Below are 14228 nucleotides of genomic sequence, written 5' to 3'. Positions count from 1 at the left end.
GCTACATCGCCAAGCAGGGCACAATGGCCAAGATCCGCCCCGATCAGAGCGTCTTCCTGACCCGCGATCTGCCGACACCGGAGAAGCGACTGCAGGGCGCGGCTGTGGTCATGACGCAGCTGGCGGAGCTGGCGAAGTAGTTGTTCCGCTTACAGCGATCCAGCAAAGGATGCTGCGGCCAATAGTATGCCTGTAAGAATATTCGCCAGAAACAGCCGGTAATTGACCTCAGGGCGTGAAAGATCGAGGCGCCAGGTCTGCCAGCCGAGATGCACGGCTATGACGAGCATTCCGACCACATAGGGCAATGACATGCCCGTCAGCCAACCACCGGCGGACCATGCAGCGACGGCAATGGCATAGAACAAGCCGATACATGCCTTGCCACGCGAGCCGAACAGGATGGCGGTCGATTTCAAGCCCAGTCGCGTATCGTCGCGAACGTCGACATAGGCGTAAACGGTATCGTATCCGATCTGCCAGGCGATAGCGCCGAGCCACATCAGAGCCGCACCGACAGGAATCGTGCCTGTGACTTCCGACCAGGCCATCAGCATTCCCCAATTGAAGGCCGCGCCAAGTACAGCTTGGGGCCAATAGGTGAAACGCTTGCAGAGCGGATAGACAAACACGAGCGGCAAGACGCTGATCGCGACAAGGCGTGTGAATGGCGTCAGGAAGAACAGAAGCGAAGCAGCGAGCGTGAGTTCCGCCACCAGAAACAGCACGGCCTGCGGCACGCCGATCTGTCCACTCGCCAATGGCCGAAAGCGTGTACGCTCGACATGCCCATCAAACTTTCGATCCGCAATGTCGTTGACAGTCGAGCCCGCGCTTCTCATCAGCAATGCGCCTAGCGAGAAAATTGCTAGCTGTCTGATATCTGGAAAACCATGTGAGGCTTGGATGAGCGCTGCCCAGCAAGGAAAAAGCGTCAGCCAAATGCCGACGGGCCGATCCAGCCGCGCAAGCCGCGTGTAGGGTCTCAACGCCGCAGGCAAACGGCGGTCCACCCAGTCACCCAGTTTTATATCGCTCAGATCGGGACGGGTGGATACGTTCATCATCGAAATCCGCAGTTTCATCGACGAAGAAAAATAGCGACTTCCGCACATCTCGCAACGGCTGGAGGCGCGGCTGCGCCAATTTAGCCTTGCGGTCGCGTCCGACCCGCGACGGCCATTTTCCGCCGCGGGCCGAAATCTGACCATACCCTCAAGCCGTCCGCGGCTCACGCATCTCCCCAGAATCAGGAATGCGCGCTATGACCTTGATTTCGAAATCGAAGCCCGCCAGCCAGCTGACGCCAACCGCCGTCCAGTTCGGATAGGGCTTTTCGGTGAAGATCCGGTTCTTGACGGTCATGATAGCGCCGAACTGCCGCTCCGGATCGGTGTGAAACGTGGTGACATCGATGATGTCGTCGAAGGTGCAGCCTGCGGCTTCCAAGGTTGCTCTCAGATTGTCGAAGGCGAGTTCGACCTGTTTTTCGAAATCCGGCTCTGGGCTTCCATCCGCACGGCTACCAACTTGACCGGAGACGAACAGCAGGTCGCCGGAACGGATTGCGGCGGAATAGCCGTGCTCCTCATAAAGCGCATGTCTGTTCTTCGGGAAAATTGCATTGCGTGTCGTCATGGTGTCGGCTCTCATTCGCGTTGATCTGAAAAGATGGGAAGGACGCAAGCTCGCGCGAGGCTTCCAAACCGCCGTCTCGTTTGATATACGGTGCGTATGTGAAATATTGATATGCGCGACGTATGTCAATATTTCACATACGAAACGTATATGAAATTTGAGAGTGATATGGCAAAGCGCCTGGAAACAATGGAAGAAAATCGCACCAAGCTGATTGCCGCTGCGCGGAAAGCTTTCGCGGAGAAAGGGTTTGCGGCGGCTTCAATGGATGAGTTGACGGCGGATGTCGGTCTGACGAGGGGCGCGCTCTACCACAATTTCGGCGACAAGCGCGGATTACTCGCCGCAGTCGTCGATCAGATCGACAATGAGATGGCGCTGCGGGCGAAGGAGATCGGCGCACAGGCGGACGGTGACTGGCAAGGACTGCTTGCGGAAGGCGAGGCCTACATCAAGATGGCGCTCGATCCGGAGGTCCAGCGCATCGTCCTGCTCGACGGGCCGGCTGTTTTGGGCGATCCCTCGAAATGGCCAAGTCAGAATAGCTGCCTCGCGGGGACCCGGCAGACGGTGTCAAAGCTTCTGGAACAAGAGGTGGTCAAACCGGTCGATGCCGAGGCGGCAGCCCGGCTCATTTCCGGCGCAGCGCTGAATGCCGCTCTCTGGGTTGCTGCCAGCGATAATCCGACGGAGGTGCTGCCCAAGGCGATAGAGGCCTTCCGGACGATGGCTTCGGGACTGCTGGCAAAGACCTGATGCCGGTTATGGCTCAGCTGCTTCCGCGATCGGCGATTCGCGGAAGCCCCTGCGGCTCTGATCGAAAAAGCGGAAGCCCGCTTAGTTCATCCCCGCACGCGCTTCAGCCTCCATCTTGGCGAGATCGCGCAGCGCACCGGCAGGCATGTCCGGCGTCTTGGCACCGCTGACGGCATATTGCTGATCTTTTGAGCGGCCTCAATTTTGCTGACGATGAGGTCTCGCATAAGTCACGCCGTAGGCTCCGGTCGTTCGCTCGATATGCGCAAAACCGAGTTCGCCCAGGTGCATACCGGCGATCAACAGCCGCTCCGAGCTGACGAGATCCAATAGCCTTGATCGCGTCGATGCTGCCAGATGTGGATCCTGGTCAAAGGCGATCGATACATCCGGTCGTGCAATCTGGATCGAGGGAAAGTGGACGATATCTCCCCAGACCAACAGATTCTTGCCGCCGGAATTGAGACGATAGCCCGTGTGCCCTGGGGTATGGCCGGGAAGTGGCATCGCAGTGATGCCGGGAAGCACCTCACCGGCATCGAAAGAGCGCAGCCTGCCGCGATAGCCGTCGAACGCTCGACGCGCGAGGATAAAGTTGCCGCGGGCGCGCTCCGGCGCTCGGTTCAAATTGCCGTCGTCCTGCCAGAAGGCGATTTCGCGATTGTGGACGACAAGCTCGGCGTTCGGGAAGGTGGCGTCTCCGCAAGCGTTCATCAGCCCTCCGATATGATCCGGATGGGCATGTGTCAGCAGGATCGTGTCGATATCCAGAGGCTGGATGCCGGCCAGAGCGAGATTGGTTTCCAGCCGGCCACCCCATTGTTTGAAACCGCCCGCTCCCGCGTCGATCAGGGCCGTGCGGCCGCCACTACGCACCATGTAGCAGTTGATATGAATCGAGGCGGGATCCTCGATCCTCGTCTTCGCCTGCATTCGAGAAGCATCTGTCGGGTCGATATTCGAGAGAAGGTCGAGGTTGGCAGCAAGGTAGCCGTCGCTGATGGCGGTAATTGTTAAGTCGCCAACCTGCTGGCTGGGAAACGCTGGATTAGTCATTGTTATCTCCAACCAGCCGCTCAGTTTCGCGCGTAGAGGCATGCGGCTCCATAGCCGAAGCAACGGATGCGCGCGGTGAGGGCGAGCTTATATTTGATGGCGTCATCCAGGCCTTGCATGAAGCGATCCATGACCGCCGGCGTGCGAAAGGGTTCAAGGCGATATCGGATGTCTGCAAAGACCTGATGCCCTCGGCCGGAGCGGACAGCGACATAGATGACATGCACGTTGGCCAATGCAGCTCGAAGGATGCCCGTGCAAAGTTCGGTGCATTGCTCCGTGAGATCGGCAAGTGCTTCGTCGCCCGGCATGCTTTCTGCGGGGATGAAGATTGTGACGTTCGGCATCAGAACCTACCGCGCTGTCTCGGAGGCGGCATTCTTGCCACTCGTCAATTGTGTCGTCATCGGTTCGTAGACATGAACATCCCCGGGAAGATGCCGAATGTCTGCAATCGCGGAGCGCTTCACCTTGGCGAGCCAACGGTGCTCCGGGAGCTTCTCCATTGCCACCGCATGCATTGCGGACGGGGTGAGGTCTAGGCGGGTGAGGGGCTCGGGGCCATGGGCGCTTAACACCAGATATTCGTCTTCATCGATTGCCGGCGCTCGCTCGATGCCATCATAAAGGTTTCGGTGCCAATCGGTGATGTGCTGCTGCCAACGCGCAAAATTTCCACCACCCTTTTGGCGATATTCCTCACCCGTCAGAACATCGAGGCCATCGATCGAATGCATGGCAAGATAAACCGGGCAATTGCGGCTGATTGCCTTCAAGCGCTGCGAGGTGTGAAAGCCACTCACCGAAATCAGGGCTGGGAGCTTATCCAGGCTATAGAAGTCGTTCCACCCCGCTTCGCTGGCTGGATCGGCAAAGCTGCATTCCACCGTGTAAATCATCGTATCACCTTTAGTTGCAGGGACCGGCTTTCGGCCTTGTTTCTCATTGATATTTGATCAAGATAGACTGCCATTCGTCGCTGGTATATCGACATCGGCTCATGCTTTAGTGATCAAATATCAAGGTCGCAGCCGTTCGAGTGCCAAACCATCACATTGGGAGCCGCCCATGCGCCGCAAAATTCCAAGCAATTCTGCGCTCCTGGCGTTCGAGGCGTCGGCTCGCCATGGAAGCTTCGCTCGCGCTGCCGACGAGTTGGCCCTGACCGAAGGAGCGATCAGCCGCCAGATAAGCCGGCTCGAAGCCTTTCTCGGTGTCACGCTGTTTGAGCGGGTCGGTAATCGTGTTCGGCTCTTGCCGAATGGAGAGCGCTATGCCCTACAGGTTCGTGAGTCACTGGATCGGCTGGAGCGCGACAGTCAATATCTGATGGGGCAGCCCAATGGCGGCGCGAATATCGATATCGCCACCATCCCGACCTTCGCCGCGCGCTGGCTTATTCCCCGTCTTGGGCGGTTCCGCGAAAAGCACCCGAATATTATCGTGCATCTCGCCGAACGGATGGAGCCTTTTGTCCTTGCTGGAAGTGGGTTTGATGCCGCGATCCATTTCGATCACCCTGCCTGGACTGGAATGAGAACGCATCGGCTGTTGCAGGAGACGTTGGTTCCGGTTTGCCATCCGACGCTTCTCGGTAGCGCTAAAGTGCCACCAACTCTCGATGAACTGCCGCGCCTTCACCGACGCCAGAATCCGGACGCCTGGCAACGCTATGCGCAGGAGGCCGGGATTGTGCTGACCAATCCTGCGATTGGCCCGCGTTACGATCTTCACGTCATGCTGATTGAAGCTGCGCTCGCTGGACTGGGCGTCGCCCTGGTGCCACGTCTCTATGTCGAGACGGAGTTGGCAGAAGGTCGCCTCGTTGCGCCATGGCCCGATGGTCAGTCGATCTCCAAGACCTTCTGTCTCATCCTGCCGGAGCCGATCCGATTGAGCGACGGTCCGATCCAGGATTTTGCGAATTGGCTCCTCATGGAATCGCGGACGGCGAATATAACGATCTGACGGCCGTGGATTTTTAGGCCTTGAGAGTATCCGGATGAACGCGGCATTGGTTTTCGGGTTTTTGCAGCGGCGGGGCTAGCCGTTTTGAAATCGTTTCAGCAAAAACGCGAAAAACGCCTGACCGACGCCATTCCCTCCAGAATGGCGCCTCTGCGGATCTTGATCAATTCATCCCCGCGCGCGCTTCCGCCTTCATCTTGGCGATATCGCGTAGCGCACCGGCAAGCACGTCCGGCGTCTGGGCGCCGCTGACGGCATATTGCTGGTCGAAGATGAAGAAGGGCACGCCGTTGACGCCGATCTTCTGGGCGGCGTCGATTTCGCTGATGATGAGATCGCGGTCCGCATCGGAGGCAAGCAGCGTTGATATGACCGAACGGTCAAGCCCGGCTTCTTCGGCAATGTCGAGCAGCACCGCGTGGTCGCCAACATTGCGACCTTGCTCGAAATTCGCCTTGAAGAGAGCATCCACCACCTTGTCCTGCTTTTCGCGGCTTTCGGTGACGGACCAATGGATGAGGCGATGGGCGTCGAGCGTGTTCGGGCCGATCTTGATGGCATCGAAATCGAACTTGATGCCCACTTCGCGGCCGAGCTCGGTCAGCATCTTGTGGCCCTGCGCGACGCGTTCCGCGCCGCCGAGCTTTTGCTCGAGCGCCTTTTTCTGGTCAACGCCCTCTGGCGGATAGTCGGGATTGAGTCGATAGGGCCGCCAGTTGAGATCGACGCCTACTTCGTCCTGTACCTCGGCAATCGCCAGCTCCAGACGGGCCTTGCCGAGATAGCACCATGGGCAGACGACGTCCGAGACGATGTCAATCGTGATGCGTTCCATGGTTTCATCCTTTCGGTTTTTGGGCTGTTCCCCTCCATCTAGGCCTTTGCACCGATGGCTTCAACCGGTTACCGAAAGGGAACCATTGCGACCCTATTGCGCCGAGGCGTCCCACCAGGTCGACAATTGATAGCCGTAAAGCGGTAGCACGTCTGGACGGGCGATGTGGCTCCGCCGCGCTACCCATTGCTGGCCGATATGGTAGAGCGGCACCATGTAATAACCGGAGATCAGGATACGGTCGAAGGAGCGCACCGCGTCGCGGAAATCCTCGGCTGAATGGGCCGTCAGAAAATGTTCCATCAGTGTGTCGACATCGGGACTGGCAACACCGGCGTAATTGAAGCTGCCTGCCGCCTTGGCGGCTGCCGATCCCCATCGCCCAAGCTGCTCAGTGCCGGGCGATAGCGATGAGGGATAGGCTTTCAGGATCATGTCGTAATCGTAGTTTCCTGTCCGCAGCTGATATTGGGAATCGTCGACCGTGCGGATCGTGACGGATATGCCAAGAAGCGCTAGGGAACGTTGATAAGCGATGGCGATACGCTCTTGATCTGCATTCTGCGTCATGATCTCGAAACTGAGCTGGCGACCGGTGCCGTCGACCATACGCTCGCCCTTGATCGTGTAGCCGCCCTGCTTGAGGAAATTGACGGCCTTGCGCAGGATCTTTCGGTCGCGCCCGGAACCGTCGCTGACGGGAAGCTTATAAGTACCGTCGAGCACGTCGGGGTCGATGTGGTCCTTGATAGGGCCGAGCATGGCTAGCTCATTGACATCGGCCGGTACACCGAAGGAGGAGAGGTCTGAGTTCTGCCAGTAGCTCTCGGTGCGCGTATAGGCGCTGGAGGCAAGATTGCGGTTGAACCATTCGAAATCGAAGACAAGCGTCAGGCCTTTACGCACATTCTTGTCGGCAAAGATCGGCCGACGCGTATTGAAAACAAAGCCCATCATGCCGCTCGGCAACTTCGGCTTAAATGTCTCCTTCACGACCGCACCGGAACTTACGGCCGGGAAATCATAGGCTCGCTGCCAATGACTTGGGCTGCCGTCGGGATAAACGTCGATATCGCCCTTCTTGAAAGCTTCGAATAGGCTGGTTTCTTGCAGAAAATAGGTGACGGATATCTCGTCGTAGTTGTCGATACCGATTTTTGTGGGAATGTCCTTGCCCCAATAGCTGGGATCGCGCTGATAGATGATACGCTGGCCCGGATCGATGCTCTTGATTTTATAGGGTCCAGAGCCGACGGGAATGGCGAGCGTTGTTCGATCGAAATTATCCACATCGATGACGTGTTTCGGCAGGATCGGCAACATGGCAATGATTAGCGGCGTTTCGCGATTCGCCGCCTCATTGAAATGGATCCGCACGCTATGTTCGTTGACCTTCTCCATCCCACCGACTCCTTTCAGCGGAGATGAAAGGTTGGGGCGCCCCTTGTCTCGCAGAAGCTGGAAAGTGAAGATTACATCTTCCGGCGTCACTGGCTGCCCGTCCGACCATCGGGCCTTCGGATTGAGGTTGAACTGGATGAAGCTGCGATTGTCGTCCCATTCGACCGTCTGCGCCAACAATCCGTAAAGGGTGAAGGGCTCGTCGCTTGAGCGTTGCATAAGAGACTCGTAAACGAGATTGCCATATTCCGGGTCCCACATGCCGCGTGCGGTCGTGCGCATGCTTTTCAGAATGAAGGGATTGAGATTGTCGAAGGTGCCGACGACGCCATAGCTGACGCGGCCGCCCTTTTTGACATCCGGATTGACGTAGGGGAAATGCTTGAAGTCCGCCGGCAGTGCCGGATCTCCGTGCATGGCGATGCCGTAAAGCGGCTGAGCCGCCGCGGCGTTGCACAAGGTTGCGAAGAACAGGAGGGCAGCGATCCGGAGCGCTTGCATGGCATCCTTTCCGGGAAGGGTACGATTCGGCCGAACATTATCATGAGCGTGCCGAATTCAACACGCGACTGCGGAAATCTTAGGACTTGGCAGAAAAGGCCAAAGAAAAGCTGGATATCCGTGCCAGTGCGATGTAACAGGGGTGCCGGGTTTCTCGGGTCATGTATTTGCCTTATTCATTCGACAGGTGGACGACGGTTTGACCCGAATTGCATGGGACGGCGTGCTGTCGTCCCGAAGCGGATTTCAGGAGGCGGTTTCGCTATGATGTTCAAGACTGACAACAAAATGCGGGCAGGTCTCTCTGCTCTGGCTCTCATGATTGGCGCGGCCATGCCGGCTGCCGCTTTCGCGCAGGACGCGTCCAACGCAGCTCCCGCTGATGGCGGCGGTGATCCCAACCAGCCGCGTCTGGGCTGGTACAAGACCTGCACCAAGCAGGACGATGCCGATATCTGCATCGTCCAGAATTTGATCATGGCAAACAACGGCCAGCTCGTGACGGCTGTCGGCCTCATCTCCGTCGATGGCAAGGTCAACCGAAAGATCCTGCAGATCTCGGTTCCGACCGCCCGCCTGATCCCGCCCGGCATCACCATGCAGGTCGATGGCGGCAAGGGCCAGAAGCTCGACTATGCCGTCTGCCTTCCGGACAAGTGCACCGCGGAAGTTCCCGTGACGGATGCGATGGTCGCTTCATTGAAGAAGGGCACCGACGTCACCTTCACCTCTGTGAACTTCCGCCGCGCTCCGAACCCGATCAAGATCTCGCTGACCGGTTTCGGCGCCGCTTATGACGGTCCGGCGATCTCCGATTCGAAGCTTGCCGAAAGCCAGAAGAGCCTGCAGGACAGCATGCAGAAGAAGGCCGAGGAAGCACGCAAGAAGCTCGAAGATGCGCAGAAGGCTGCCAAGCAGCAGTAAGCTGACGATAGTCTCGTTTCATGAGAAAAAGCCCGGAGTGATCCGGGCTTTTTCTTTGCTCTAATGGCCATATCCGATGCTCGGAAGCCAAATAAAAAGGGAAGGCGTTGGGAGCGCCTTCCCTTTCGAATGGGATAGGTTTTACAAGTGTTTAATGGGCGAAGCTCATCTTGGGCTTGAGCTGCCCGGTCGGGGCCTGGTCGAAGATCTGAGCGACCTGCGGATTGCGTAAGGGAACGCCGCTCTCATCGTTTATGAGGTTCTGCTCCGACACGTATGCGACATATTCCGTCTCGTCGTTTTCGGCGAGAAGGTGATAGAAGGGCTGGTCCTTATCGGGACGCACTTCCGCGGGAATGGAATTCCACCATTCCTCTGTATTTGCGAATTCCGGATCGACATCGAAGATGACACCGCGGAAGGGGAACATCCGGTGTCGAACCACGTCGCCAATATTGAATTTTGCGTTTCGTTGTTTCATGGCACGACTTCCTTTCAAGCGATCATGTGGTGACTTTCACCACTGATATCAAGGATTTTGCCCCCATTCCTTCATCGAACTGTCACATTCGGCCCGAGTTATTTGGTCGAGCAGCATGTGATCGCTCAATGCGAAGACGCCATCGGGCGGGAGACCTGCCACCGGCTTCCCGATCATGGAGAAAGCCCCGGCAGGCCGGGGCTTTCGTGTCCGATATCAGACCGAGTAGTACATGTCGTATTCGACCGGATGCGGGGTCATTTCGAAACGCATGACTTCCTGCATCTTCAGTTCGATGAAGGCATCGATCTGGTCGTCGTCGAAAACGCCGCCAGCGGTCAGGAACTTGCGGTCCTTGTCCAGGCTTTCCAGCGCTTCGCGCAGCGAGCCGCACACTGTCGGGATCTTCTTCAGCTCCTTCGGCGGCAGATCGTAGAGATCCTTGTCCATGGCCTTGCCAGGATGGATCTTGTTCTTGATGCCGTCGAGGCCGGCCATCAGCATGGCTGCGAAGCCGAGATAGGGGTTGGCGGTCGGGTCAGGGAAGCGGACTTCGACGCGCTTTGCCTTCGGGTTCGAGCCGAACGGAATGCGGCAGGAAGCGGAGCGGTTGCGCGCGGAATAGGCGAGCAGAACCGGAGCTTCATAGCCCGGGACGAGACGCTTGTAGGAGTTCGTCGACGGGTTGGTGAAGGCATTGATGGCCTTGGCATGCTTGATGATGCCGCCGATGTAATAGAGGCAGCTTTCGGACAGGCCTGCATATTCGTCGCCGGCGAAGGTCGGCTTGCCGCCTTTCCAGATCGACTGATGAACGTGCATGCCCGAGCCGTTGTCGCCGAAGATCGGCTTCGGCATGAAGGTTGCCGTCTTGCCATAGGCATTGGCGACCTGATGCACGACATATTTGTAGATCTGCATCTTGTCGGCGTTGCGTACCAGCGTGTCGAACTTGATGCCGAGCTCGTGCTGGGCGGCTGCGACTTCGTGGTGATGCTTTTCGACGACGACGCCCATTTCGGCGAGAACCGTCAGCATTTCCGAGCGCATGTCCTGGCAGCTATCGATCGGCGGGACCGGGAAGTAGCCGCCCTTGATACGCGGACGGTGGCCGAGGTTGCCCGTTTCGTAATCGGTGTCGTCGTTGGACGGCAGTTCGCTGGAATCGAGCTTGAAGCCGGTATTGTATGGATCGGCCTTGTACTTGACGTCGTCGAAGACGAAGAATTCGGCTTCCGGGCCGAAGAAGGCGGTGTCGCCGATGCCGGAGGCCTTGAGATAGGCTTCCGCCTTTTTGGCGGTGCCGCGCGGGTCGCGGTTATAGGCTTCGCCGGAGACAGGATCGAGGATATCGCAAAGGATGACCATGGTGGACTGCGCGAAGAACGGGTCCATATGAACCGTATCCGGATCGGGCATCAGCACCATGTCGGATTCGTTGATGGCCTTCCAACCGGCAATCGAGGAGCCGTCGAACATGACGCCGTCGGCGAACATGTCTTCGTCGACACAGATCACATCCATGGTCAGGTGCTGGAGCTTGCCCTTCGGATCCGTAAAGCGCAGGTCGACGAACTTGACGTCGTTATCCTTGATTTGTTTCAAAATTTCGCTTGCGGTCGTCATTAAATTACTTCCCTTGACTTAGATGACGATTAAACGAGCCGCGGCCGAGAATAGGCCGGGCAGATTAAATGGCGTCGATGCCCGTTTCGCCGGTGCGGATTCGAATGACTTCTTCCACGTTGGAAACGAAAATCTTTCCGTCGCCGATACGGCCTGTTTGCGCAGCCTTGCGTATGGCCTCGATCACCGCTTCCGCATTTTCGTCCGCCAATACAACTTCGACCTTCACCTTCGGCAGGAAGTCGACGACGTATTCGGCGCCACGGTAAAGTTCCGTATGGCCCTTCTGACGACCGAAGCCCTTCGCTTCCGTGACGGTGATACCCTGCAGGCCGACTTCCTGAAGGGCTTCCTTCACTTCGTCGAGCTTGAAGGGCTTAATGATCGCTTCGATCTTTTTCATGAGAAAATGTCTCTCCGCTTCTCCTGATACAGCAGGACTACTCCCCGCTCGGCCAACGTAATGCACGTACCATGCCAATTGAGGACGGACCGCTGTAAAAAATCTCGGCGAATTCGCACCGAGACGATGAATTGATGAAGATTTTTCGGAAAAATGGAAGCGATTTCGCGCGGAAATGCGTGGGATAAGCAAAATTTCGCAAAAAAGAGCCACGCACCGCAGGTTTGTGCTTCGGCAAGGTCTTGAATGTTATTGTTTAATTATTATGCAAATGCATATTTATCGACCAAAATGGCCACCGGAATAGCGGTTGTTTTTGAGGCAGATTTCGCATCTATAATATCCGCCATGATGTTGCCGCTCACCGATCTGCTCCTCACCCCCGACGCCATGTCTGCCGTCGACCGCGCCGCAGCCGCATCCGGCATCGATTCCTACGGGCTTATGGAGAAGGCAGGGCAGGCGGTTGCTGCCGTCGCGCTCCGGCACTTTCCCGGAGCCGTCCGATATGCCGTTCTCTGTGGACCGGGAAACAATGGCGGCGACGGCTATGTGGCAGCGCGCGCGCTGAAACAGGCCGGGGCCGACGTGCGGCTTTTCCATCTTGGCGATCCCCAGCGGCTCAAGGGCGATGCTATCAGTGCTTTGGCTGATTGCCCGGTCGAGGGCGAGACGATCGGGGGCTTTATTCCACTGGCTGGCGAGGTCGTGATCGATGCGATCTTCGGCGCGGGCCTGTCGCGGCCGGTTCCGGATGACGTGGCCGCCGTTATCGCTCGCGTCGCGGCTGCTGATATTCCCGTAATTTCAGTCGATCTTCCGTCGGGTCTCGATGGTCGCAGCGGTCAGGTTCTCGGTGCAGCCTTCCACGCCGCGCACACGGTGACCTTCATGACGCGCAAGCCGGGCCATCTTCTCTTGCCCGGTCGCGATCTGTGCGGCGAGCTGGAGGTTTTCGACATCGGCATTCCCGACCGTATCGTCCGCGCGCACGCCGACCGCTCGCTCGCCGAAAACAAGCCGGCACAATGGCAGGCGGCCATACCCTCGGCAGGCGTCGAGACGCACAAATACAAGCGCGGCCATCTCGTCGTCTTCTCGGGCGGGCCGAATGCGACAGGTGCCGCGCGCATGTCGGCCATGGCCGGGTTGAAGGCGGGGGCAGGGCTCGTCACCATCGCCTCGCCGCCGGAAGCGCTTGATGTCAATGCCGGCCTGCTGACGGCAATCATGCTGCATTCCATCGCGGATGAAGCCTCATTGCTCGAATGGCTTGCCGATAAACGCCTTTCGACCTTCATTCTTGGGCCTGGCTTCGGCGCCGGCGAAAAGGCGCGGCAATTCTGCCTCGCGCTCGCGGATCGCCACCTGCTGCTGGATGCCGACGGCATCACCTCATTTCGCGACGAGCCGCAACGGCTGTTCGATGCCTTTGCCGAAGGACCGACACGCTTGGTGCTGACACCCCATGAGGGAGAGTTCGGCCGGCTCTTTCCCGATATCGCTGCGGACGAAAGCTTGAGCAAGGTCGACAAGGCGAGGGCGGCGGCAGCCAGAGCCCATGCTGCCATCATCTACAAGGGTGCCGACAGCGTGATCGCAGCCCCCGATGGCAGGGCTTTGATAAACGCGAACGCGCCGCCTTGGCTGGCCACCGCGGGTTCGGGCGATGTGCTTGCGGGCATTGTCGGCGGCCTGATGGCGCAGGGGGCGCCGGCCTTCGAGGCGGCCGCCGCCGGCGTCTGGCTGCATGGTCTTGCCGGTCAACATGCCGGGAAGGGGCTGACCGCCGAAGACCTCGTCGCAGCCGTCAAACCGCTATAGCGCTATTTCGCCACTTCCTGCTGCAGGGCGATCGCACCGGGCGGCGCATTTACCTTGCCTTCATGGATCATGAAGGCGAAGACATCGCGCGGTTCCTCCTTGACCTTACGCTTTGCATCGATCAGCGGCAGATCGTCCGGTACCCTTCCGGCGGCCCAGCTTTTCAAGCGATCCGCCCAGGCTTTCAGATCCTTCGGCGGATAGCAGGTCTTGATATCGTCCGATCCCTTCTGCAGGCGGGCATAGACGAAGTCTGCCGTGACATCCGCAATCATCGGATACTCGAAATGCTCGGCGCAAACGGGCGCGACATTGTATTTTTCGAGCAGCGCGACGAACTCCGGCACTTTGAAGGAATCGTGCCGGACCTCGACGACGTGTCTCAGCGCAAGACCATCCTGCTTCGCCGGTAGCAGCTTGAGGAAAGCCTCGAAATCATCCGGATCGAATTTCTTCGTCGGTGCGAACTGCCAGAGCAGCGGGCCGAGGTGATCGCCAAGCTCGCTGATGCCGGATTCCAGGAACTTCTGCATCGATTCACCGGCTTCAGAAAGAACCCGCCGGTTGGTGACGAAACGTGTCGCCTTCAGGGAGAAGATGAAGCCATCGGGAACATCGGCCGCCCATTTGGCAAACACTTCAGGCTTTTGCGTGCTGTAATAGGTGCCGTTGACCTCGATCACTTTCAGCTGGCGGCTGGCATAATTCAGCTCGTCCTTCTGCTTCAGCGTGTCGGGATAGAAGGTCCCGCGCCAAGGTTCGAAGGTCCAGCCGCCTATGCCTGTGCGGATTTCGCCCGCTTTGGTCATTCTCTC

The 14228-nt window shown here is 58.2% G+C and carries 15 protein-coding genes and 1 pseudogene; 4 read left to right on the top strand and 12 right to left on the bottom strand.

The annotated features are described in order from the left end of the window. Window positions 1-149: 149 nt before the first annotated feature. Window positions 150-1064 (bottom strand): 4-hydroxybenzoate octaprenyltransferase, encoded by a 915-nt coding sequence (ubiA, locus tag AC13QY_RS29550; protein WP_152094182.1) that lies wholly within the window; start codon window positions 1062-1064, stop codon window positions 150-152. Between the two features lie 151 nt (window positions 1065-1215). Next, window positions 1216-1638, bottom strand: coding sequence for a RidA family protein (locus tag AC13QY_RS29545; protein ID WP_152094181.1), 423 nt, complete (start codon window positions 1636-1638; stop codon window positions 1216-1218). Between the two features lie 168 nt (window positions 1639-1806). Between AC13QY_RS29545 and AC13QY_RS29540 the strand changes: the two genes are divergently transcribed. After that, window positions 1807-2394, top strand: a complete 588-nt coding sequence (locus AC13QY_RS29540) for a TetR/AcrR family transcriptional regulator (protein WP_113333764.1) — start codon at window positions 1807-1809, stop codon at window positions 2392-2394. Window positions 2395-2475: 81 nt separating this feature from the next. Here AC13QY_RS29540 and AC13QY_RS29535 read toward each other — a convergent pair. The 4 genes and pseudogenes from AC13QY_RS29535 to AC13QY_RS29520 form a co-directional block, all read right to left on the bottom strand. Beyond that, window positions 2476-2580, bottom strand: a pseudogene (locus AC13QY_RS29535) (disulfide bond formation protein DsbA); the annotation flags it as partial. Between the two features lie 12 nt (window positions 2581-2592). Next, the gene (locus AC13QY_RS29530) at window positions 2593-3450 is read right to left on the bottom strand and encodes an MBL fold metallo-hydrolase (protein WP_488494372.1); all 858 of its coding nucleotides are present in this window, start codon (window positions 3448-3450) and stop codon (window positions 2593-2595) included. Window positions 3451-3470: 20 nt separating this feature from the next. Further along, on the bottom strand, window positions 3471-3797 hold the full coding sequence (locus tag AC13QY_RS29525) for a hypothetical protein (RefSeq protein WP_113352547.1): 327 nt from the start codon (window positions 3795-3797) through the stop codon (window positions 3471-3473). Window positions 3798-3803: 6 nt separating this feature from the next. Further along, a complete protein-coding gene (locus tag AC13QY_RS29520; protein ID WP_152094180.1) occupies window positions 3804-4349 on the bottom strand; it encodes a sugar ABC transporter in 546 nt (181 codons plus the stop codon). Window positions 4350-4518: 169 nt separating this feature from the next. Between AC13QY_RS29520 and AC13QY_RS29515 the strand changes: the two genes are divergently transcribed. Beyond that, entirely contained in the window at window positions 4519-5418 is a 900-nt protein-coding gene (locus tag AC13QY_RS29515) for a LysR substrate-binding domain-containing protein (protein WP_113352545.1), read from the top strand. Between the two features lie 163 nt (window positions 5419-5581). Here AC13QY_RS29515 and AC13QY_RS29510 read toward each other — a convergent pair whose 3' ends face one another. Together AC13QY_RS29510 and AC13QY_RS29505 are read right to left on the bottom strand one after the other, a co-directional pair. After that, a complete protein-coding gene (locus AC13QY_RS29510) occupies window positions 5582-6253 on the bottom strand; it encodes a DsbA family oxidoreductase (protein WP_069612156.1) in 672 nt (223 codons plus the stop codon). Between the two features lie 93 nt (window positions 6254-6346). Then, entirely contained in the window at window positions 6347-8155 is a 1809-nt protein-coding gene (locus AC13QY_RS29505; protein ID WP_113333770.1) for an extracellular solute-binding protein, read from the bottom strand. Window positions 8156-8419: 264 nt separating this feature from the next. Between AC13QY_RS29505 and AC13QY_RS29500 the strand changes: the two genes are divergently transcribed. Next, window positions 8420-9079: an invasion associated locus B family protein gene (locus AC13QY_RS29500; RefSeq protein ID WP_069612158.1), complete on the top strand. Its 660-nt coding sequence runs from the start codon at window positions 8420-8422 to the stop codon at window positions 9077-9079. Window positions 9080-9230: 151 nt separating this feature from the next. On the opposite strand, the gene hspQ is transcribed toward AC13QY_RS29500, so the two are convergent. The 3 genes from hspQ to AC13QY_RS29485 all read right to left on the bottom strand — a co-directional run bounded on the left by hspQ (window position 9231) and on the right by AC13QY_RS29485 (window position 11589). Then, the gene (gene hspQ, locus AC13QY_RS29495) at window positions 9231-9560 is read right to left on the bottom strand and encodes a heat shock protein HspQ (RefSeq protein ID WP_069612159.1); all 330 of its coding nucleotides are present in this window, start codon (window positions 9558-9560) and stop codon (window positions 9231-9233) included. A 216-nt stretch (window positions 9561-9776) separates the two neighbouring features. Further along, window positions 9777-11186 carry a type I glutamate--ammonia ligase gene (gene glnA, locus AC13QY_RS29490; RefSeq protein WP_113333771.1) on the bottom strand — a complete coding sequence of 470 codons (1410 nt, stop codon included), beginning with the start codon at window positions 11184-11186 and terminating at the stop codon, window positions 9777-9779. Between the two features lie 64 nt (window positions 11187-11250). Beyond that, entirely contained in the window at window positions 11251-11589 is a 339-nt protein-coding gene (locus AC13QY_RS29485) for a P-II family nitrogen regulator (RefSeq protein ID WP_015339877.1), read from the bottom strand. 348 nt (window positions 11590-11937) lie between these two features. Here AC13QY_RS29485 and AC13QY_RS29480 point away from each other — a divergent pair, with 348 nt between their 5' ends. Next, window positions 11938-13413, top strand: coding sequence for an NAD(P)H-hydrate dehydratase (locus tag AC13QY_RS29480; protein ID WP_488494371.1), 1476 nt, complete (start codon window positions 11938-11940; stop codon window positions 13411-13413). A gap of 2 nt (window positions 13414-13415) precedes the next feature. On the opposite strand, the gene AC13QY_RS29475 is transcribed toward AC13QY_RS29480, so the two are convergent. Further along, window positions 13416-14222, bottom strand: coding sequence for a DUF72 domain-containing protein (locus AC13QY_RS29475; RefSeq protein ID WP_113333773.1), 807 nt, complete (start codon window positions 14220-14222; stop codon window positions 13416-13418). Window positions 14223-14228 lie beyond the last annotated feature (6 nt).

It is taken from the genome of Martinezella sp. CNPSo 3795 (assembly GCF_057784475.1).
Note: the sequence above shows the minus strand (reverse complement) of the source record. Positions and strands in the feature narration are given on the sequence as shown.